17 protein-coding genes and 4 tRNA genes are annotated in these 19,541 nt (G+C 68.5%); 2 read left to right on the top strand and 19 right to left on the bottom strand.

Annotated elements, in window-relative coordinates; genetic code table 11:
* Positions 1-118 precede the first annotated feature (118 nt).
* On the top strand, positions 119-325 hold the full coding sequence (bldC, locus tag R4Z62_RS17540; RefSeq protein WP_003949541.1) for a developmental transcriptional regulator BldC: 207 nt from the start codon (positions 119-121) through the stop codon (positions 323-325).
* Positions 326-791: 466 nt separating this feature from the next.
* Here bldC and R4Z62_RS17545 read toward each other — a convergent pair whose 3' ends face one another.
* The 9 genes from R4Z62_RS17545 to R4Z62_RS17585 all read right to left on the bottom strand — a co-directional run bounded on the left by R4Z62_RS17545 (position 792) and on the right by R4Z62_RS17585 (position 8,814).
* Positions 792-1,088, bottom strand: a complete 297-nt coding sequence (locus R4Z62_RS17545; protein WP_491520262.1) for a DUF6274 family protein — start codon at positions 1,086-1,088, stop codon at positions 792-794.
* 195 nt (positions 1,089-1,283) lie between these two features.
* Positions 1,284-1,358 (bottom strand) — tRNA-Asp (locus R4Z62_RS17550).
* Positions 1,359-1,450: 92 nt separating this feature from the next.
* Positions 1,451-5,440 carry an ATP-dependent RNA helicase HrpA gene (gene hrpA, locus R4Z62_RS17555; RefSeq protein WP_491520263.1) on the bottom strand — a complete coding sequence of 1,330 codons (3,990 nt, stop codon included), beginning with the start codon at positions 5,438-5,440 and terminating at the stop codon, positions 1,451-1,453.
* A 117-nt stretch (positions 5,441-5,557) separates the two neighbouring features.
* On the bottom strand, positions 5,558-5,977 hold the full coding sequence (locus tag R4Z62_RS17560) for a hypothetical protein (RefSeq protein ID WP_491520264.1): 420 nt from the start codon (positions 5,975-5,977) through the stop codon (positions 5,558-5,560).
* A gap of 112 nt (positions 5,978-6,089) precedes the next feature.
* A complete protein-coding gene (locus tag R4Z62_RS17565) occupies positions 6,090-6,758 on the bottom strand; it encodes a histone deacetylase (protein WP_389599764.1) in 669 nt (222 codons plus the stop codon).
* Between the two features lie 78 nt (positions 6,759-6,836).
* A tRNA-Phe gene (locus R4Z62_RS17570) sits at positions 6,837-6,910 on the bottom strand.
* Between the two features lie 24 nt (positions 6,911-6,934).
* Positions 6,935-7,009, bottom strand: a tRNA-Asp gene (locus R4Z62_RS17575).
* A gap of 50 nt (positions 7,010-7,059) precedes the next feature.
* Positions 7,060-7,132, bottom strand: a tRNA-Glu gene (locus tag R4Z62_RS17580).
* Positions 7,132-8,814: a metallophosphoesterase family protein gene (locus R4Z62_RS17585; protein ID WP_491520265.1), complete on the bottom strand. Its 1,683-nt coding sequence runs from the start codon at positions 8,812-8,814 to the stop codon at positions 7,132-7,134. The genes R4Z62_RS17580 and R4Z62_RS17585 overlap by 1 nt, the downstream gene beginning before the upstream one ends.
* Before the next feature lie 128 nt (positions 8,815-8,942).
* On the opposite strand from R4Z62_RS17585, the gene R4Z62_RS17590 reads away from it, so the two are divergent.
* Positions 8,943-9,356, top strand: a complete 414-nt coding sequence (locus tag R4Z62_RS17590) for a metallopeptidase family protein (protein ID WP_491520266.1) — start codon at positions 8,943-8,945, stop codon at positions 9,354-9,356.
* 123 nt (positions 9,357-9,479) lie between these two features.
* Here the strand turns inward: R4Z62_RS17590 and R4Z62_RS17595 are convergent, their stop codons facing one another.
* From R4Z62_RS17595 to R4Z62_RS17640, 10 genes are all read right to left on the bottom strand, one after another.
* The gene (locus tag R4Z62_RS17595) at positions 9,480-9,731 is read right to left on the bottom strand and encodes a hypothetical protein (RefSeq protein ID WP_491520267.1); all 252 of its coding nucleotides are present in this window, start codon (positions 9,729-9,731) and stop codon (positions 9,480-9,482) included.
* Positions 9,728-9,952 carry a hypothetical protein gene (locus R4Z62_RS17600; RefSeq protein WP_491520268.1) on the bottom strand — a complete coding sequence of 75 codons (225 nt, stop codon included), beginning with the start codon at positions 9,950-9,952 and terminating at the stop codon, positions 9,728-9,730. The genes R4Z62_RS17595 and R4Z62_RS17600 overlap by 4 nt, the downstream gene beginning before the upstream one ends.
* Positions 9,953-10,040: 88 nt before the next feature.
* Positions 10,041-10,892, bottom strand: a complete 852-nt coding sequence (locus R4Z62_RS17605; RefSeq protein WP_491520269.1) for a helix-turn-helix domain-containing protein — start codon at positions 10,890-10,892, stop codon at positions 10,041-10,043.
* 13 nt (positions 10,893-10,905) lie between these two features.
* Entirely contained in the window at positions 10,906-11,430 is a 525-nt protein-coding gene (locus tag R4Z62_RS17610) for a DUF6879 family protein (RefSeq protein ID WP_491520270.1), read from the bottom strand.
* Positions 11,402-11,644: a hypothetical protein gene (locus R4Z62_RS17615; protein ID WP_491520271.1), complete on the bottom strand. Its 243-nt coding sequence runs from the start codon at positions 11,642-11,644 to the stop codon at positions 11,402-11,404. Before R4Z62_RS17615 ends, R4Z62_RS17610 begins: the two co-directional genes overlap by 29 nt.
* Positions 11,645-11,957: 313 nt before the next feature.
* A complete protein-coding gene (locus tag R4Z62_RS17620) occupies positions 11,958-16,358 on the bottom strand; it encodes a transglycosylase SLT domain-containing protein (protein ID WP_491520272.1) in 4,401 nt (1,466 codons plus the stop codon).
* Positions 16,345-16,614 carry a hypothetical protein gene (locus tag R4Z62_RS17625; protein ID WP_491520273.1) on the bottom strand — a complete coding sequence of 90 codons (270 nt, stop codon included), beginning with the start codon at positions 16,612-16,614 and terminating at the stop codon, positions 16,345-16,347. Before R4Z62_RS17625 ends, R4Z62_RS17620 begins: the two co-directional genes overlap by 14 nt.
* A 606-nt stretch (positions 16,615-17,220) precedes the next feature.
* Positions 17,221-17,508, bottom strand: a complete 288-nt coding sequence (locus tag R4Z62_RS17630; protein WP_491520274.1) for a hypothetical protein — start codon at positions 17,506-17,508, stop codon at positions 17,221-17,223.
* Between the two features lie 503 nt (positions 17,509-18,011).
* The gene (locus R4Z62_RS17635) at positions 18,012-18,323 is read right to left on the bottom strand and encodes a hypothetical protein (protein WP_491520275.1); all 312 of its coding nucleotides are present in this window, start codon (positions 18,321-18,323) and stop codon (positions 18,012-18,014) included.
* A gap of 11 nt (positions 18,324-18,334) precedes the next feature.
* Positions 18,335-19,288: a hypothetical protein gene (locus R4Z62_RS17640; RefSeq protein WP_491520276.1), complete on the bottom strand. Its 954-nt coding sequence runs from the start codon at positions 19,286-19,288 to the stop codon at positions 18,335-18,337.
* Between the last annotated feature and the right edge of the window lie 253 nt (positions 19,289-19,541).

Here is a 19,541-nt window from a genome sequence, read left to right on the forward strand (position 1 = left end):
CAAGCCGTTCGTCCTATAACCGACTCGACTCGCGTCCGCCATTTCGGGCACCGCGGGTCAAGGTGCAGAATTTAGAGGAAAGAACCGAGAAGGTTCGGTTCTCCCGAGGAGGCCGCTCATGACCGCTCGCACCCCTGATGCCGAGCCGCTGCTGACCCCGGCTGAGGTCGCCACCATGTTCCGCGTCGACCCCAAGACGGTCACGCGCTGGGCGAAGGCCGGCAAGCTCACGTCGATCCGCACGCTCGGCGGGCACCGCCGCTACCGCGAGGCCGAGGTCCGCGCTCTGCTCGCGGGCATCCCGCAGCAGCGCAGCGAGGCCTGAACAACTTCATAACCGGGCAAACCGGCTGGTCCCCCAACCAGTCGTCGCGTCCGGGACCAACAGCTCCAAGCGACGCGGGTCCTGCCCCAACAGGTCCCACGCCCAAGCCTTCAGAGCTTTGTCGGGCAAGTGAACAGGGTGCGTCGTCGATCGCGCTGGACTCCGCCGGGTCCAGCGCGATCTTTTTTGTGCGGTCGGCGGGGGCGCGGGCCGGGCCGGTGAGCGGCCTTGTCCGAGGCTGGGGAGGCGTGTCGGATCCCTGGTGGGGAGCCCTGGAGTGCGGTGCAATTGCACATATTAAATTGACTGCTTGTAGGCGGGGTGTAAGGACAGGACTTTCAAAAACTCGTGCGGTGACACCCGTCACATCGCAAGGCGCTTGTTGCCGGCCGCCGCCGTGCGTTAAAGAAGCCTCCGGTCTCATCGCGCCCTGCGCGGGCGGGAGTTCGGGAGCCGGGGCGTTCGCTCACGCGGTCGAGGGGTGGCCGGGTTCCACGGCCTCAGGCGCGCCGGGCGTCTCCGGCGGTTCCAGCACCCCGACCGCCTCCCGGGGCGTCAGGGTGCCGCTCAGGGGCTTCTGTCGGGTGTCGGGGAACCGCGGGGCCCTCGCCGCGGCGGCCGGGGGCCGTGGCGCGCTCTCCATCGCCAGCCGCAGCAGCCGGTGGCAGGCGGGGCAGCGACTGGTGAGATGGCCGTACGAGGACGCGGCCGCGAGGTGCGCGCGGAGGAGCGCCCGGGTCTCGTGCCTGGCCGACGCCGCCATACGCCACCTCCAGCGGGCCGTGCCGCAACGGACCCTGCCTCTGGGGTACCGAGGGAATGTGACCCCGTCAAGAGACCGCGGAGCGGGCCGCGTAGGGCACGTAAGGCGCGGAGCGCGGCGCGGGCGCGGCCTGCGGGGGGCGTGTGCCCGGATACGAAGAAGGCCCGCATCCACCGGGGATACGGGCCCTACTTGCGGTCCTGACGGGATTTGAACCCGCGGCCTCCACCTTGACAGGGTGGCGAGCACTCCAAGCTGCTCCACAGGACCTTGTTCGCGGCGCCGAACTCGCGTTGCGCTGCGAGAAGAGACTCTACAGGAGGCCGGCCGCCTGGTCGAACTCACTCAGGGTGCCGGTGGCGTCACGGTGCCGCCGCGTCGATCGCCTTCACGATCCGTTTGTCGGAGACGGGGTACGCCGTGCCCAGCGCGTGCGCGAAGTAGCTGACCCGCAGCTCCTCCAGCATCCAGCGGATGTCGCGCACCTGCTGCGGCACCGGGCGGCCCTGCGGCAGCTGTTCCAGCAGCCACGCGTACTCGTCGCGCATCTCCCGGACCTTCTCCATGCGCGTGGTGTCCCGCTGGACGTTGGCCGGCATCTGCTGGAGCCGCCGGTCCGCCGCGACCAGATAGCGCATCAGGTCGGGCAGCCGCCGTATCCCCGCCTCGGTGACGAAGCCGGGCTTCACGAGGGCGTCCAACTGCTGCCGTACGTCCGTCAGATTGGCCAGCAGCGCGGGGCTGCGGACCGCCTTGAGGCGGCGTTCGCACGCCTGCCAGGCGGCCAGCACCTGCTGCACCTGGCCCACGGTCCGTACGGTCAGGTCCACGATCTCGGACCGTACTTTGTCGTAGAGCTTGCGGTACGACTCCTCGTCCCAGGCCGGTCCGCCGAAGTCGGCGATCAGCCGGTCCGCCGCCGCCGTGGCGCAGTCGTCGAACAGGGCCTGGATCGACCCGTGCGGATTGGCCGACAGCCCGATCTTCTGCTGGTTGGTCAGCTTCTCGGACGCGAACTTCGCCGGGTTCACCGGGATGTTGCGCAGGATCAGCCGGCGCGTGCCCCGCCACATGGCCTCGGCCTGCTCCGCCTCGGTGTCGAAGAGCCGCACCGAGACGGTGCCCGCCGCAGGGCCGTCGTCCACCAGCGCCGGGTACGCCTTCACCGGCTGGCCGGCCCGGCGGGTCTCGAAGACCCGGGTGAGCGAGCCGATCGTCCAGTCGGTCAGCCCCGAGCGCTCCAGCGACTCGCCGCCGCTGCGCTCCGCGGTCGCCGCGGCGGCCTGGGACAGGGCCTGGCGCGCCTTCGGCCGGAGCTTCAGCTTGAGCGCTTCGAGGTCCTTGTCCTCGGCCAGCTTGCGGCGCCGCTCGTCGACGATCCGGAAGGTGATCTTCAGATGGTCGGGGACCTTGGCCCAGTCGAAGTCCTCGGCCTCGAACGGCACCCCGACCCGGCGCTTCAGCTCGCGCGCCATGGTCTCGGTCAGCGGCTCCTGGAGGGGCACCGCCTGCTCCAGGAACGCCTTCGCGTGGTTGGGCGCGGGGACGTAGTGGCGGCGGATCGGCTTGGGCAGCGAGCGGATCAGCTCGGTGACGACCTCTTCGCGCAGGCCCGGGATCTGCCAGTCGAAGCCCTCGTCCGTGACCTGGTTGAGCACCTGGAGCGGGATGTGGACGGTCACCCCGTCCGCGTCCGCGCCCGGCTCGAACTGGTAGGTCACCCGGAACTTCAGCGCGCCCTGGCGCCAGGAGTCCGGATAGTCGGCCTTGGTGACCGCCTGGGCCGACTCCCGGACGAGCATCTCCCGCTCGAAGTCCAGGAAGTCGGGCTGCTCGTGCCGCTTGTGCTTCCACCAGGAGTCGAAGTGGGCGCCGGAGACGACGTGCTCGGGCACCCGCTGGTCGTAGAAGTCGTACAGCGTCTCGTCGTCGACGACGATGTCCCGGCGCCGGGCGCGGTGCTCCAGCTCCTCGACCTCGCTGAGCAGTCTGCGGTTGTCGGCGAAGAACTTGTGGTGGGTGCGCCAGTCACCCTCCACCAGGGCGTTGCGGATGAACAGCTCACGGCTGGCCTCCGCGTCGATCCGGCCGTAGTTGACCTTCCGCTGGGCCACGATCGGCACGCCGTACAGCGTCACCTTCTCGTACGCCATCACCGCGGCCTGGTCCTTCTCCCAGTGCGGTTCGCTGTACGTCCGCTTCAGCAGGTGGCCGGCCAGCGGCTCGACCCACTCGGGCTCGATCTTCGCGTTGACCCGCGCCCACAGGCGGGAGGTCTCGACCAGCTCGGCGGACATCACGAACCGCGGCGGCTTCCTGAACAGCGCGGAGCCGGGGAAGATCGCGAACTTGGCGTTGCGAGCGCCCAGGTACTCGCCCCGGCCGCCGTCCCTGCGGCCCTGCTGCGGTGCGGAGTCCTTGGACTCCTTCACGTCCTTCATGCCGATGTGCGAGAGCAGACCGGCCAGCAGGGAGACATGGACGCGGTCGCCGGGGGCGTCCTCCTCGTTGAGGTGGATGCCCATCTGCTTGGCGACCGTGCGCAGCTGGGAGTAGATGTCCTGCCATTCGCGGATGCGCAGGAAGTTGAGGTACTCCTGCTTGCACATCCGGCGGAAGGACGACGAGCCGCGCTCCTTCTGCTGCTCGCGCAGATAGCGCCAGAGGTTGAGGAAGGCGAGGAAGTCGCTGGACTCGTCCCGGAAGCGGGCGTGCTGCTGGTCGGCTTGGGCCTGCTTGTCGGCGGGGCGCTCGCGCGGGTCCTGGATGGACAGCGCGGCGGCGATCACCATGACCTCGCGCGCGCAGCCGTTCTTGTCGGCCTCCAGGACCATCCGGGCAAGACGCGGGTCGACGGGGAGCTGGGCCAGCTTGCGGCCGGTCTGGGTGAGCCGCTTGCGCGGGTCCTTCTGCGCCGGGTCGAGCGCGCCCAGCTCCTGGAGGAGCTGCACGCCGTCGCGGATGTTGCGGTGGTCCGGCGGGTCGATGAACGGGAACTTCTCGATGTCGCCGAGGCCGGCCGCGGTCATCTGGAGGATGACGGAGGCGAGGTTGGTGCGCAGGATCTCCGCGTCGGTGAACTCCGGGCGGGCCAGGAAGTCGTCCTCGCCGTAGAGCCGGATGCAGATGCCGTCGGACGTACGCCCGCAGCGGCCCTTGCGCTGGTTGGCGCTGGCCTGCGAGACCGGCTCGATGGGCAGCCGCTGCACCTTGGTGCGATGGCTGTAGCGGGAGATCCGGGCGAAGCCGGGGTCGATGACGTACTTGATGCCGGGGACGGTCAGGGAGGTCTCGGCGACGTTGGTGGCGAGCACGATCCGGCGGCCGGTGTGCTGCTGGAAGACGCGGTGCTGCTCGGCGTGCGAGAGGCGCGCGTACAGCGGCAGCACCTCCGTGGAGCGGTACTGCTTCTTGGTGAGCGCGTCGGCGGTGTCGCGGATCTCCCGCTCGCCGGAGAGGAAGACCAGGATGTCGCCGGAGCCCTCGGCCATCAGCTCCTCGACGGCGTCGGTGATCGCGGTGATCTGGTCCCGGTCGGCGTCCTCGGAGTCCTCCTCCAGGAGCGGCCGGTAGCGCACCTCCACCGGGTACGTCCGCCCGCTGACCTCGACGATCGGGGCGTCGCCGAAGTGCCGGGAGAACCGCTCCGGGTCGATGGTCGCCGAGGTGATGACGACCTTCAGATCGGGTCGCTTCGGCAGCAGCTGGGCGAGATAGCCCAGCAGGAAGTCGATGTTGAGGGACCGCTCGTGGGCCTCGTCGATGATGATCGTGTCGTAGGCGCGCAGCTCGCGGTCGGTCTGGATCTCGGCGAGCAGGATGCCGTCCGTCATCAGCTTGACGAAGGTGGCGTCCGGGTCGACCTGGTCGGTGAACCGCACCTTCCAGCCGACGGCCTCGCCGAGCGGTGTGTCCAGCTCCTCGGCGACCCGCTCGGCGACCGTGCGGGCGGCGATCCGGCGGGGCTGGGTGTGCCCGATCATGCCGCGCACGCCCCGGCCCAGCTCCATGCAGATCTTCGGGATCTGCGTGGTCTTCCCGGACCCGGTCTCACCGGCGACGATGACGACCTGGTGGTCGCGGATCGCCGTGGCGATCTCGTCCTTCTTCTGGCTGACCGGCAGTTGCGCGGGATAGGTGACGGCGGGCACGCGCGAGCGCCGCTCGGCCATGCGCCGCGCGGCCTTGTCGGCCTCGGCGTCGATCTCGGCCAGGACGGCGGCGCGCGCCTCGGGCTTGCGGATCTTGCGCGCGCCTTCGAGCCTGCGCCCGAGCCGGTGCGCGTCACGCAGCGTCAGCTCGGTCAGACGGGTGGCGAGGGCGCCGAGGGCGGGGGCGGGATGCGTAGACATACGCATCCCAGGATCTCACCTCGGGGAAATCTCGCGCGAATGATTTGTCGCGAATGATTTGTCCGGCCGCGGCGGACGGGGAGGAGACCGGCCGGGGCCGGACGCGGGCGGCCGGGGTCAGCAGGTGCGGTGGCCCTGCTTGAACCCGGACTTGAAGCCGTCCTTGTAACCGCGGTTGTAGTCCTTCCCGGAGTCCTTCTTGAGGTCCTTCCTGGCGTCCTGCTTCAGGTCCTTGTGCAGGTCCTGCTGGAGGGCGGCGGGCTTCATGTGGTCGCCGGGGAACGAGCGCCCGTCGTGGTCGCCGCGTCCGTTGTGGTCGCAGCCGCGGTGGCCCTGTTTGAAGCCGTCCTTGAAGCCGTCCTTGAAGCCGCGCTGGTAGTCCCGGTCGGACCGGGGGACCTTGGCGCTGGTACTGGCGTGGGTCTCGACCGGTGCCGCGGCGGCTGCCTGCTGGAAGCTCACCGGACCGAGAACGACCGATGTGGCGATGAGGGCCGAGCCCAGGACGACGGCCCTTCGCCGGTGCGTGGCGAACATGAGTGCCCCCTAGGGTCGGTGGGGCGGGGGATCGATGAGTGGCCTGTGTGGCCTTTCTCACGTTTCACGCTAGTCCGTTGTGGGGACGGCGCAACCGCGGCAGCGGCCCCCGCTACGGCGCGGGGCGCAGCAGTCGGCGGACGGCTCGCTCGGACCACTGCCCCGCCGCGCCCGGACAGGCGGCGAGGTACGAGGCGACCGCGTCGGTGTCCCAGGCGCCGGCCGACAGCAGTCCGGTGGCCAGGAGCCGGAGATAGGCGGCGGACGGCGTGTTCCAGGGCACCTCGTCCATCGCCCAGGGCGCGGTGAACGTGAGGACGGGCAGCCCTTCCAGCCGCCCCGCGCAGACCAGGGTCTCGTAGCGGCCCCGGCCCAGCACGGACCGGCCGTGGGCGAGCACATCGGCCAGGTCGAGGCGTCCGCCGGGCTCCCGGTACATCTCCTGGGCGGCGATGTCGGAGAACTGCTCGGCCGACAGCAGGTGCGCCCTGGCCAGGACGCGCCCCTGGGCCCGTGGGTCGTAGAAGGCCCGGCCCCCGCCCCACACCGGCGACTCGGTGGCGAAGTAGAGGGCGCCGGTGAGTTCGACGGCGAGGGACCGCGCGGGCAGTCGCGGATCACGGCACCCCGGGCAGTCCCGCCCGGCCCCCGGCGGACGGCCGCCGCGCAGATAGAAGGCGAGCCGGTCCAACTGCATGTTCGAGCCGTAGGAGGTGTACCAGACCTGCTGCGGGCTCGGGTCGGTCGGCCGCACCGGGTCGATGGGGTGCAGAGCTTTCACGCCGGTCCCCTTCTCACACACGAACGAGCCCCTCTCCGAGGACTTCGGAGAGGGGCTCGATGCCCTGAAGGGCTGCGGTGGCTGGGGCCGGGGTCGAACCGGCGACCTTCCGCTTTTCAGGCGGACGCTCGTACCAACTGAGCTACCCAGCCACGAGGTTTCACGTGAAACCTCAGCGGTCCTGACGGGATTTGAACCCGCGGCCTCCACCTTGACAGGGTGGCGAGCACTCCAAGCTGCTCCACAGGACCATATGGCAGTGTGTGAACTGACCGGGATCAGTCTCGCACACCGTACTGCGTGCCCCCAACGGGATTCGAACCCGTGCTACCGCCTTGAAAGGGCGGCGTCCTAGGCCGCTAGACGATGAGGGCTATCGGCCCGCCTGGGCGCTTCTCAGCGCGTCGGGGACGTGAGAAGCATATGGGATGCCGGGGGGTATCGCCAAAACCGTTGACGAGCCCGGCGGGGAGGCGGCCCGGGAGGGTGCCGAAGCCGGTGGCGAGGGCGGTGAAGAGGGTGGCGGCGAGGTCGGTGACGAGGAGGGCGCCGAGGGCGTGGGGGCGGCGCCCGGCCGGTTCTCCTCGGGCAGATGGCGGCTCACCTCCGCGGTCGTCAGACCCAGTCCGCCCAGCTTGATCGCGTCCCACGCCTGGAGGCGGCGGCTGTCCCGGTCGACGTAGAGGACCGAGGCCTCCACGGGGGCGGGATGCTCCTGCTCGACCGCGCGCAGTCCGCTGCCGCCCGTCGAGCCCTCCCTGCGCAGCCGGGTGCCGTAGGGGAGGATCTCCGTGCCCTCGTGGTGCAGATGCCCGCACAGCACCAGCGGCACCGCGCCGTCCGTCTCCCGGGCCGCCAGTGGTTCATGGGCGACGGCGATGTCGACCGGGGTGCCGGCGGCCCGCTGGTCCCGCAGCGCCGACGCCAGCCGGGCGCCCGCCAGCCGCTCCGCCGCGTCACCGCCCGTCGCCGCCGAGCGGTCCGGGGTGAACTGCGGGTCGCCGATCCCGGCGAAGCGCAGTCCCGCCACCGTCTCGGCGCGGCCGTCGTCCAGCACGTGCACGTTCTTCATCCGCTCCAGGCGGTGCTGTGTGGTCAGCGAGTCGTGGTTGCCGCGCACCCAGACGTAGGGCACGCCCAGATCGGCCACCGGGTCGAGGAAGCCGTTCTCCGCCGCCGTGCCGTGGTCCATCGTGTCGCCGGAGTCGACGATCACGTCCACCTTGTACTGCTCCACCAGCGAGGCGATGATCTTCCAGCTCGCCGGGTTGAGATGGATGTCGGAGACGTGCAGCACCCGGATGGTCGTCGGGTCCGGCTGGTAGGCGGGGAGCGTCGAGGTGACGTCGTACAGCTTGGTCACGTTCGTCACCAGACGGGCCAGCTCCCGCTGGTAGACGTCGAACTCGGTGACGATGCTGCGCGCGTCGCCCACCAGCGAGGGCGCCGAGGAGAGCAGCCCGGAGAACCGCGGCTCCAGCACCGACTTCGGGTTCCAGGTGGCGTACGCGCCCGCCCCGGACGCGGCGAGCAGGGCCAGGGCCAGTCCCCCGGCCGCCAGTGCCCGGCGCGGCCGGCGGTAGACGGCCAGGCCCAGGGCGGTGGCCCCGGCGACCACCGCCACCGTGGAGCGCAGGGCCAGGTCGAAGGTGCCGTGCTCCACGTCGTGCGCGACCTCGTCCTGGAGCCCGGAGAGCCGCTCGGGATGGTCGACGAGGGCCTGGGCGCGCTCCGGGTCGAGCTGGTCGACGTTCACGTCCAGCCGGACCGGGGCGGTGTGGCTGTCCAGGCGCAGAGCGCCCAGCGGCGAGACATTGATCTTCGTGCCGCCGCTCAGGGAGGGGCGCAGCGTCATCGTCGTGTTGACGGGGCCGACCGGGACGCGTACGTCGCCGACGGTCAGCAGCCCCAGCCAGGCACCGGCGATCACGACGGTCACCAGGCCCAGGGCCCGGAGCCAGGGATGCGGCGCGTTGGCGGTCAGGGGACGGGCGGCGCCGCGCCGGGCGCCGCGGCGGTACGGGAGGTCCAGGTCTGCGAGGCGGACGCGAGCCATTGGGCGCGTATGCCCGGCCGCGTCGGCGGATATGCGCGCCGGGCGGACACCGGCCGGGCCCCGCTCCGGACGCGGGTTCCCGGCGCAGCGGACCCCGCGCCGGCCCCGCCGTACCGGACAATGGGAGTGTGCTGGAGATGACGCGCGAGGAGTTCGAGGAACTGGTCGCCGAGGCGCTCGACCGGATCCCGCCGGAGCTGACGCGGCTGATGGACAACGTCGCGGTGTTCGTCGAGGACGAGCCGCCCGCCGACGACCCCGACCTGCTCGGGCTCTACGAGGGCACCCCGCTGACCGAGCGCGGCGAGTGGTACGCGGGCGTGCTGCCCGACCGGATCACCGTCTACCGGGGGCCGACGCTGCGCATGTGCGACACCCGCGAGGACGTCGTCGCGGAGACCGAGGTGACCGTGGTGCACGATACCCCGGAAGCCATCTTTAAGGAGCGGGTTCGGGACGAAGTGGCCGTGACTGTGGTGCACGAGGTGGCCCACCACTTCGGCATCCCGGACGACCGGCTACACGAACTGGGGTGGGCATGAGCCCGCCCCCCCATCACGGGGGCAGCAGAGGGGGCGGGGCAGGAGCAGGCGGGGCCGGTATGCCGACCGTGGTCCCCACCTGCCCCACCGCGTACCGGGCGCACGGACGCCCAGGACGCGGGTCTAGGGGGCCGCGGGTGCCGTCTCGTCGGCCGGCACACCGAAGGTCGTTCGGGCGAAGACACGGAAGCGCCAGCACCAGGGCCGCTGACGCTGATGCTCCTTCGCCCACTCGACCGGGTCCAGATGGTCCGGGCCGTCAAGGCGGTGCATGTCGATGCACCCGGAGCACTCGACGAACCGGACGGTATGGAGCTGCTCCAGCTCCTCCGTCGACGAGACGACCGGGAACGGGTTGACCGGGTCGCTTTTCACTTCGGCACCCGCCGTCCGTCGCGCGACAGCTTCCAGTCGTGCGGGTGCCGGCTGATCTCGACGGCAAGGTCCGTTGCGTGCGACGGGTTGTAGGCCGGTCCGCCCACTTCCGTTGCCTGGCGCCATTGCTTGAACAGCGCTGTGCACGTGTCGCACCCGGACACAGGCTTCGGCTGCGCCCTGCCCATGTCGAAGTCCCGTCGCGTCACCTGTAACGCCATTTCGCCACCTCCACCAAGCTCCGATGTCTCGAAACTAGGTGCGGGGTGCGGCGGGATTCCACGGAGTTCTATGAGGTTCTACGCAACTTCAGTCCAGCGCATCAATGGTGGCAGAGATGATGGACCGTGCCCGCGAACCGTAGACAGCCAACGAGGACATCTCGTCGAAGGCATCGGCGTACTGAGAAATCTCTCCGGGCGTGGTCACGGTGACAGCCGCCGTCAGCAGCTCGACGTGCACCCTGTCTTCGTCGAACACCGTGAAAGTCTCCAGCGGCCACATGCCCCGTGCCTTTCCCGCGGGCACGACCCCGACGGAAACGGATGGCAGCGCCATCACTGACAGGACGTAGCCCAGTTGGCCCGCCATGGTCGTGGCGTCCCCGACCACGTGGCGGAGGACGGACTCCTCCAGGACGACCGCGAACCGGTGACCGCCCTCACGGATGATGTGCGAGCGCTCGACGCGGGCCTCCGCAGCGTCCGCGACGTCGTCCGGCGTCCCGTGGAAGCGCGCGATGTCCTTCAGCAGCGCCGCCGCGTACTCGTAGGTCTGGAGGAACCCCGGGACGACGGTGGAGCTGTAGACACGGAACGACCGGGTGCGCTCGTACAGCGGGACCCGGGACTCTTGCAGTCGGCGCAGCCCTGTGCGCTGCACTCGGCGCCACTCCAGATACATGGAGTCGGCCGTCCGGTTGGCCGCAAGGAGATCAGGGATCGCGTCCTCTGCGTCGCACGCTCGACACCATGTGCGGATGTCGTCGTCCGACGGTGGCGTTGTCGCGCTCTGAAGACGCGACACCTTCGACGGCTGCCACCCCGTCCGCGCTGCAACCTCCCTACCCGTCAACCCGGCGTCTCGGCGCATCTCGCGGAGCTTGTCCGCGATGGCTCGCCGGGCGGCGTCCAGCGCCGAGGACGGGTAGGGAGACTGCATCTGCGCCTGTCGCTTAGATCCGGTAGTCCGCGTGCGGGACGGCGCGCTCCCAGAGGACATCGAAGGCTTCGACGTGGCGCTTCACGATGTCGGCCGCGTCCTCCAGGACGTCAGCAACGAACCGCCCGTCGCCTGCGAACAGGCTGAACCGGATCAACCGTGCGTCGAAGATCCACAGATCGTTGCCCGGGAGGAGCAGGTCCGACGCCAGGCGGCGCGGAAGCCACCGGACCTCTTCGCCTGCCGCAAGGTTCTGCGGGGTACACGAGTGCTCGTAGCGGATGTAGTCGCTCACCGGTTCCGAGACGACCCGGGCCCGCCGCACCGAGACCCCGCGGGAGACAGCGTCGGCTACCGACTGGTGGAAGCCGTTCCACCACGACGAGCGGTCGTCGAGGTTGTACCTCCAGCCGTCACGCCAGGACGCGAAGTCGGCATCTTCCTCCGCCACTCCGTAGACGTCGCGCGTCTCCAGATGGACCGCGGATCGCGTGCAGCCGGCGAGTAGCTCAGCGAACGGCGGAACCGTCTGCCGCATCGAGCGCCTCCCTGATCTGCTGTGCCATGCGAACGGGCAGCCGGACTACTGCCTCGTGGTCGGGAATGGGTCCCGTCGCAAGGCATTCTGCCTGGAGAACGTCGTCCGCCTTCCACCCCTGGAGCACGATCTCCTGCTTCTCCTCGTCGAGCCACACCGTCGGGCAGTGATCACCGTTCGTGGTGGGGTCCTTCCCGAAGAACCGTAGCGTCATGGTGACCTCCAACGTCACGTAGATTGCGCAATGTTCTACGCACCATCACGCCGAGGGGGCGGCATCGTCAAGAGTGCCTATAGCCATCCGGCATGGCGCATGCGACGGCGCCAGGCACGGCCGTGATCCGCGTTGCAGTAGAGCCGTACCCGCCCGGCGCCCGGTACCTGTGGGACGAGGGCGTTGCAGTGCGGGCAGGTGACGTCATGGCTCTTCGCCGGCTGGCCCATCATGTGTTGCTCCTCAGGAGTCATGGTCTGCGGGAAGGGGCGCCCGCCATGTCGACGAGCGCCCCGTGTGCGTGCGGTGTACGTCAGACCCACCTTCCGTTGTTGATGTCGGCTGCTGTTGCTGCGTCGCGCAGCTCGATACGTGTGTCGACGATGTCCGTGATCTCGCGGTCACCGACGTAGACATGCACGTCGGCGTGCAGCTCCGTCGGCCCCTGGCCGCCTGCGTGCAGGCTCGTCAGGCTCGCGGCCTGGCGCGCCATCGCGCGGGTGTCGCCGTTGCTGTAGACCTGCGCCGGCGAGAGGAAGCGGACCAGCTCGGGCCCGTGCTCGCCGACCATCGCCAGTTCGCCGGCCGCCGGGAAGCCGCCCGCGAAATAGCCGCCAGGGCGGTTGTAGGCGCGCGGCAGGGAGCCGTACGCCGACATCGCGTACCGCATCGACGAGTAGATGTTCGCGAGCGGGTTCGTCGAGACGCCGTAGGAGAACGGACCGACGTTGCGCATCTTGCCCGCGTAGGCCTGGAAGGTGGGTCCGATTACCTGCATCAGACCCACTGACGGGTGCCCTGCCTGCCAGTTGCTGTCCCACCTGTTGACGATCGTCGGGTTGCCCCCGGACTCCTGATTCATCCGTCGCAACGTCAGGTCGGCGTACGACGCAGGGTTGTCCGTCAGCTTCAGCGCCTGGAGGACGGTCGGCCTCCATCGAGCCACGCCGGACCCGCCGTTGCCTCCGCGGTCGATGTAGGACAGCGTCCCCGTCCCGGCCCCCGTAAGCATGTCGCGCAGGGAGGACGCCATCTTGACGGGGTACTTGGCCAGTACCTTCCCCATGTCGGAAACGCCGAGGTGTTCGGCGGCAGCCCTGAGAACGGGTTTGACCAGCTTGTCCCACGTCTGCCCCGGGTGGAGGACGAGGTCGACGTTGAACTTCGCCAGGTCGTTGATGCCGCCGAGGGCTCCGCCCACGGTGTCCGTAATTCCGCCCCAGACTGATCCCAGCGCACCGACGATTCCGCCACCGGCAAACTTCTGAACGCCCGGGATCTCGCCTGTCTCGTTCATGCGGTGGAGGACGTCGAAGCCAATCTTCCGCGCGGAATCGCGCTTCATGACGAATTCGTCCGCCATAAGCAGCGCAGGGATGGAGTCCTTGCCCGGGATGCCGCCACTCGTCCGCCCGCCCCGGGCGAATTTCTCCGGGGCGCTGAGGAGCTTAGGCGCCTTCGGCAGCGGGTCCAGCCCGACGAATCCGCCGACCGTGTCCCATACTGCCTTGATGCCTTTGGTGTAGACGAAGTCGATAATCCAGTTGATAGGACGCGCCAGAATCCCGGCCACCGCATCCCATGCGATCTTGGTTTCCTTCTTCGCCAGCCTGAAGCCGTCGACGACAAGGTCCACAGCCTCCCGGATCTTCTGGAACGCGGGACGGATTCCCTTGTCGTACAGCCAGGAAGCCTTGTCGCCGATCCAGTTAAAGACCGGCTTCACTGCCTGGGCATACAGCCAGACGAATCCTGAACCAAGCCACTTGAGCTTGTCGTAGATCCAGCCGAGAATGGGGCGAAGGATCTTCGCCCAGACCCAATCCGCTTTGCTGGCAATCCAGTTGAACGACGGCTGCACCGCTCCGCGATAGAGCCAGAGGAACAGGTCTGCGCCCCACTTGATCCGCGCTCCGATCCATCCGAACACCGGGTTGAGGATCTTCGCCCACAGCCACGTAGCCAGCCCGGCTATCAGGTTGAACGTCGGCTTGATGCTGTCGGTGTACAGCCACGTAGCCAGACCGGCCACGATCTTGAACGCCAGGTAGAGCGGCACAAACAGCACCGTCGAGAGAATGGCGAAGGTGTACTTCCCGACGAGGACGATGCCGTCGAAGGCAGGCCTGACCGCACTCCGCCACAGCCACAGGGCGCCGTTTCCGATGGCCTGGAGGCCGCCCCATATGAAGTCGAACGTCGGCTTGAGGCCACTGCTCCACGCGACGGTTGCGGCCGTTTGGATACCGTGCCACGTCGCCTGAACCCCGGTGCGGAACCAGTCGTACTTGTTGTAGAGGTAGACGACTGCTGCGCCCACAAGGAATAGCAGCGTCACGATGCGCACGGCTGGGTTTGCGTTCATAAGCGCGTTCGTTGCAAGCAGGGTCAGATTGAAGACCTTCGTTGCAACGATGACGCCCCATAGAGCCTGGACCAACCACGGTGCGTGATCCGCTACTAGTGCTATTCCCTCCGCCAGTCCCGACAGGAAGTCGAGGACCGGGCCGGATATCGGGGAGAGCGCTTCGCCTATCTGGAGGAGAGCGTCAGCGACCCCGGTGAACAGGCGCGAGAGTTTCGGCCCGTGCTCGTCCGCGAAGGCCATGAACTTCTCGAAGGCAGGAGAGCCCTGGAGATTCGCTCCCCACTTTGCGAACCGGCCGGACGAGCGGACCCACCGATCCGTTATCCGGTCGATCGACGGAAGGAACGCGTCGATGACACCTGCGGCGCCCTTCAGCGTGTTACCGATCGTCGTACCGAGCCCGATGATCGAGGGTTCCGCGGTGCCTTCAATATCCCGCTTGAAGCGCCGCCAGAAGGGCTCTTTGAGTTCCTTCGACGCTGCGTCCTGGAGCGCTGAGACACCGTCGGCCGCCTCACGAACGAGAGGCGAGAGCCCCGGGAGGGCAGCCTTCGCACCGTTGACGGACCGCGTGAACAAGGGCAAGACGTACGGGGACAGGGACGCCGACCAGTCCTTGAACGCTGACGTCAGCCCCTTGGGGCCGGCGAGTGCGTTGTACAGGTCCCGTTGTTCGGGCGTCAGCTTGGCCAGGGCCGCCCTGTACCGATCGGTGGCCGTGACTGCCTGCGCCGTCGTGTCGACCGACGAGAGTCGGGCCGACTGAACACCCCTCTCTGCGGAGGCGATGGAGTCGGCCGCTTGCTGCTGTACGTCAGCGACGTTCGCCACGGCGTCAGCCACTCGACGCTGAGCGTCCTGGACCGACTGCGCGGCGTCCACCTGTGCCTGAGCCGCCTTGCGCTGCTCGTCGGCAACAGACTTGGTTTCGTCCTTGACCTTCTGTTGGGCGTCAGAGAGCCGTTCCGCCGCTGCCTTGACTGCGTCGTTGCCGTTGACGCCGACTTTGCGGGCCGCCTCCGCCTGCTTCTGGAGGTCGGCGTACGCCTGCGCCTGTTCCTTCTGAGCTTGGACAGCTTGGTCGTAGCCAAGCTGAGCGCGCTCGACGTCGAGCGCGGATGCCTTGCCGGCCGCGAAGTCAAGCCGCGTCTTGTTGAGCTGTGCCTCCGCTTCCTCGACGCGGAGAGCGGCGTCACGCTGGGACAGCTTGCCGTCAGTGAGCTTGTCGTCCAGCGCCGCGAGTTGCGCCGCAGCGTCCTTGCGGGCCCGTGTGAGGTCTTGCTCTGCCTGGAGTGCGGCGCGCTTGGCGTCGGTGAGGGACCGTTCGGCTCGCTCGACGTTCTCCGCGGCCTGGCGCCGCTGGTCCATGGCGCGGGCGGCAGCCGTACCGAGGGCGCGTTCGGCGTCTTCTACCGCGCGGTTCGCGGCTTCGATGGATTTCGATGCCTGCCGGTGCGCGGAGGCAAGTGCCTGCTGAGCTGACGCCATCTGTAGGGCACGCTGAGCGCCCTTCACGGCGCTAGCGGCCCCGTTGTCCGTCGCGGCGCTCGACTCGTTCTCCGCAGCAGTCTTGGCCTGGAGCGCTTCCGTGATTCCCTTGATTGCCGGGATGGCGACGAGGGCAAGGGCGCCCACTCCTGCGCCGGCCGCGAGTGCGGCTGCTGTGATGCTTCCGAGCCCCGACGCAGCCACGGGCACAACCGGGATAGCTGCGACTGCCGCCAGGGCGATACCGAGCGCCATCAGTTCGGCGCGGGCGTTCCCTGTGTCGACGCGCACCTTGACGTCGATATCGTCGTGGTCGGCGCGGTTGATCTCCTGACGGAATTCGTCGAGTGCCGCCCGTGCAGCAGCCGTGTCAACCCGCACCGCGATATTCGGGTGGTTGGCGCCGAGCCTTTCAAGCTCCCGGTCGATGTTATTGACCTCTGCCAACGCTGCCCCGGCGTCCACGTCAACGCCGATGCGCTTGTTGGAGAGCTGTTCCAGGCGAGAACGGAGGCGTGCGAGTTCGGCATCCACCCCGGTATCGCCAAGTCGGATGTTGAGCCGTGGCATCGACCGGAATGCAACTTCCAACTTGGCCTTCAACGACCGGCTAAACGCGCCGCCAACGTCGTTCCCCTGCCGCGTCGCGGCCGTGCGGGCGACCCGCCCGCCAGTTGTCACAGCGTCGGGGATGGCTACGACGATATTGCGGGAGATCGCATCTCCGAGCCTCTGACCTGCTTCTTCGCCTATCCGGTCGGCGGCCGGGAGGACGATGGCCTTGAGCTTGTTGTGCAGGTTCGGGGCAATCGGTATGACGTCGACCGCGACGGTTCCGACAATGTCAAGATCCGGCATAGAACGCTCCCAGCAGAGTGCCCACTTCAAACGGCTCACAACGCGCGTTTAGTAGCCGTTCGAGGGCGTTTAGATGCATAAAACAGTCCGCAACGTCGGGCGTTAGTTCCGCCGCCTCCAGCTTTCTTCGGAGCCATTCGAAGTCGGCGCATGCATCACCGCAGTAAACAAGGGACAACGGCGCATCACCGGCCATCCCTATTTCTGCGTGGAAGGAACAGCCTTCCCTCGCGCAGATATCTTCTGTACCGCTCATGAGATCTCATTCCGGGAATGACAAAGCCCCGGAGGGCGATTCCTCCGGGGCTCTTATTGACGGCGTCACACTTAGATGCGCTCTGACCTGTGGTTTTTAGTTGACGAGATTGCTCATCACGCCTGCGGCTTGATCATTCGGCGGACACGATCCACCTCGTCCGCCCTCTGGCGGGGCACACAGCGGAACGCCAGAGGCCGCCGAGAGGGGGTTTTGAGGGCTGCCGCTTAGACCTCTAACCGGTTGCCAGACAGCGCCGCCCAGCACCTAGACGGTGCGAAAAGGGACCCCAGACGGGGGGTATGGGTGGGTATGTCTGAATTTGCTAGCGGTCACCGAGCGTCGGACGACCTGCCGGTCCGCACGCTGCTGCCTCGCTCAACCCCAGACCCTCCGCGTACGTGCGTCGAGCGGCCTGCCAACGTCGCCAAGCGCGAATGACCAAGATGGAGTTCATGCCGTGACGCTGGACGTCAGGCGCCTCGTCGGGCTCCAGCCAGTCCCACACGACGCACGGTGTGCGTAGCTCCCGCGGGCAGGACGGTCCGTCCGTGCTGTGCGTCCGCGCTGCTGTCCGTCGCGCGAGCATGGCGCGCATGCGCTCACTCACGACGTCAGCCTTGTCCGCCGCTCGTCGATGTCCAACGTGGGTGCGGGTAGCGCGTGCAGCTCAGCCCCGTGTGCGTCGACCTGCTCCATCTGCCACCCCAGCGTGCGCATGCCCGCGGGCGACAGGCCCAAGTGGTCGGCCAGGTGCCGCGCCTCCTGCGCCAGTCCGGCCGTCGCCCTGCCGCTGAGCGACTGGCACACGATCTGCACGTACGTCGCGACGATAGGGACGTACGCGTCGTACCACTGCGTCGCCTGCGGGCTCTCCCACAGGTCGACCCACATGACCTCCTCCGCCTCTGTCCACGCTCGCCCTGGCGGCATCGGTGGGACGGGGAGGTCGCAGCCTGACAGCGGGAGGACGACGACGCCGGCGCGAGGCTGCTTCCTGTCGTCCCTGTGCGCGCGGCTGAACTGCCGCGTGGGGTCTCTTCGGGGACCCGGGGCAACCATGTTGCCTCCTTTCCTGTGCTACCGTGTAAGCGCCGTATGCATGTTGACGGCTCATCGGAACGGGAGTTCTCTGCCCGTTCATCCGGACCACGCCGGGACCCACGTGGACGCGCACACGCAGTGCGCCGCACCCGTATTCGTTCTTGCGGTGGGTCCACGTCGAACGACCTCCCGCAGCGTTCCGCGAGGGTCCTCGATGACTTCCTTCGTTCTAACCATCGTCAGTGCGCTCATAACCGCGTTGCTGGCGCCCCTTGGTCAGCTTGCCGCTGACACCTTCTGGCGTCGCCTGCGCCAGTGGCTGACTTCCCGACGTCGGCACTAGTCCCGGTCCGTCACGCGCTCTCCACGGTGTACGAGGCGTGCGCGAACTTCTGTCCGTCGCCGTGCCTCGCTCGGTACCGCTCCGCCCCGGCGTTCATGCTGCCGTGCGCACTGCCGACGTCAGGACCGGAGCCGGACGGCTGACGGGTCGTCGAGATGCCGAACTCCGCCAGGAGTGCCTTCGCGTCGGCCGCGAGTTCCTCGGGCGTGCTGCCGCGCAGGTACTTGCTCTGCTCCGCCGTCAGTCCGGCCGCGTGGCCGACGCTGATCCGGGCAAGGTTGAGGAGATCCTCGGCGCTCTGCTGCTCAGGGTTCTGTTCCATGACTGTTCCTCTCAGTAGGTGGGGACGCGCGGCACGGGGTCGCCGACCGTCGCGTTTGGCTTCGGCTTCGCCAGCTCTGGCTGCGACGCGTCGAGGTGCGGCGCCCTGCTGTGCTCGAAGATCTTCGACGGCCGGCCCTCAGGTGTCGGAAGCTCTACGGGGCTGACGTCCCGCACGAGGGGACGATCACTGTCGTCATGGAAGACGGGAGTTGTCAGCACCTGATAGTCGGCCTCCAGCTCCTCCGCCGACGCCGGGACGTAGGCGTCGTCGCGCCCACAGAGCCAGCGGACGTAAGCGAGCGTCACGCGTCCGGACACATCCCGCATGACCTGACGGACATCGTCGGGCGCCTCGTCGGGGTGCGTGCTCTTCACGTGGCCGAACCCCTGGAGACGCCACTCCCGGCCCTGCCAGTCTCCGCCCGCGGGCGCCCCGGGCATCCGCGGACCCTTCAGGAGATCCCATTGCGCTCCGCGCAACTCGGCTATCTGCCGCGTCAGCTCCCGCAGCTTGCTCCAGGCCGCTACAGCGTCCGGCCCAGCGTCGATCGCGTCCTGAGCGCTCTGGGCGCCGCCGACGGTCTCCAGGGCCGTCCTGGCGTCGTCGAGGAGCGTCCCCAGCCTCGTCCCGAGGAACGCAAGCGCCTCTTCGGTGTGGTCCGTCACGGCCTCGTACACGGCGTGCTCAGCGCTCCTGACGGTCTGCTGCCGTGCCTGGCGCTCCAGGCCCGCCGCCTCCGCCTCGTCGTACGCCTTCGCGGCACGCTTCCCGACGTTCGTCGGCCAGGCGCCGCCGGACGTGAACGCCTCCGCCGCCTCGTCCATGACGGCTTCACGAGCCTGTTCGGGCGTCGGGGAGAACGGGCAGTCGTCAAGGAGCTTGCGAGCGTCCTGGAGCCGCTTCTCTGCGGCTGCGATGGCGAGGACCGACGCACGGGCTGCGTCGAGGGTGGGATTGGTCATCAGTGCCTCTCTGGGGGCATGAAAGAGGCGACCGACCCGAGCCGGGCAGTCGCCGTGTGGCGCTCTGTGGGCTGCCACTGGGGAGAGTTCTTCATCAGCTCCGTACGCGCGGCTCGTCGCTGCCTCTCGCGCGTTCTGACGGGCTCTGGGTTGCGTCGGTACCGCCTGCGCCGCTGTGCGTTTATGCAGTCGCGGCAGACCCGGCGCAGGAAGTCAGCACAGCTCGGGTCGGCGTGGAAGTACACACGGGTAC

This window comes from Streptomyces sp. PL-25 (genome assembly GCF_058344915.1).

Excerpts from the sequence above, each read along its gene's own strand:
- R4Z62_RS17630 (WP_491520274.1), bottom strand. The coding sequence starts at position 17,508 with ATGTGGGTCGACCTGTGGGAGAGCCCGCAGGCGACGCAGTGGTACGAC.
- R4Z62_RS17610 (WP_491520270.1), bottom strand. The coding sequence starts at position 11,430 with ATGCGGCAGACGGTTCCGCCGTTCGCTGAGCTACTCGCCGGCTGCACG.
- R4Z62_RS17625 (WP_491520273.1), bottom strand. The coding sequence starts at position 16,614 with ATGAGCGGTACAGAAGATATCTGCGCGAGGGAAGGCTGTTCCTTCCAC.
- R4Z62_RS17635 (WP_491520275.1), bottom strand. The coding sequence starts at position 18,323 with ATGGAACAGAACCCTGAGCAGCAGAGCGCCGAGGATCTCCTCAACCTT.
- R4Z62_RS17600 (WP_491520268.1), bottom strand. The coding sequence starts at position 9,952 with ATGGCGTTACAGGTGACGCGACGGGACTTCGACATGGGCAGGGCGCAG.
- R4Z62_RS17585 (WP_491520265.1), bottom strand. The coding sequence starts at position 8,814 with ATGGCTCGCGTCCGCCTCGCAGACCTGGACCTCCCGTACCGCCGCGGC.
- R4Z62_RS17615 (WP_491520271.1), bottom strand. The coding sequence starts at position 11,644 with ATGACGCTACGGTTCTTCGGGAAGGACCCCACCACGAACGGTGATCAC.
- bldC (WP_003949541.1), top strand. The coding sequence starts at position 119 with ATGACCGCTCGCACCCCTGATGCCGAGCCGCTGCTGACCCCGGCTGAG.
- R4Z62_RS17560 (WP_491520264.1), bottom strand. The coding sequence starts at position 5,977 with ATGTTCGCCACGCACCGGCGAAGGGCCGTCGTCCTGGGCTCGGCCCTC.
- R4Z62_RS17545 (WP_491520262.1), bottom strand. The coding sequence starts at position 1,088 with ATGGCGGCGTCGGCCAGGCACGAGACCCGGGCGCTCCTCCGCGCGCAC.
- R4Z62_RS17605 (WP_491520269.1), bottom strand. The coding sequence starts at position 10,892 with ATGCAGTCTCCCTACCCGTCCTCGGCGCTGGACGCCGCCCGGCGAGCC.
- hrpA (WP_491520263.1), bottom strand. The coding sequence starts at position 5,440 with ATGTCTACGCATCCCGCCCCCGCCCTCGGCGCCCTCGCCACCCGTCTG.
- R4Z62_RS17640 (WP_491520276.1), bottom strand. The coding sequence starts at position 19,288 with ATGACCAATCCCACCCTCGACGCAGCCCGTGCGTCGGTCCTCGCCATC.
- R4Z62_RS17620 (WP_491520272.1), bottom strand. The coding sequence starts at position 16,358 with ATGCCGGATCTTGACATTGTCGGAACCGTCGCGGTCGACGTCATACCG.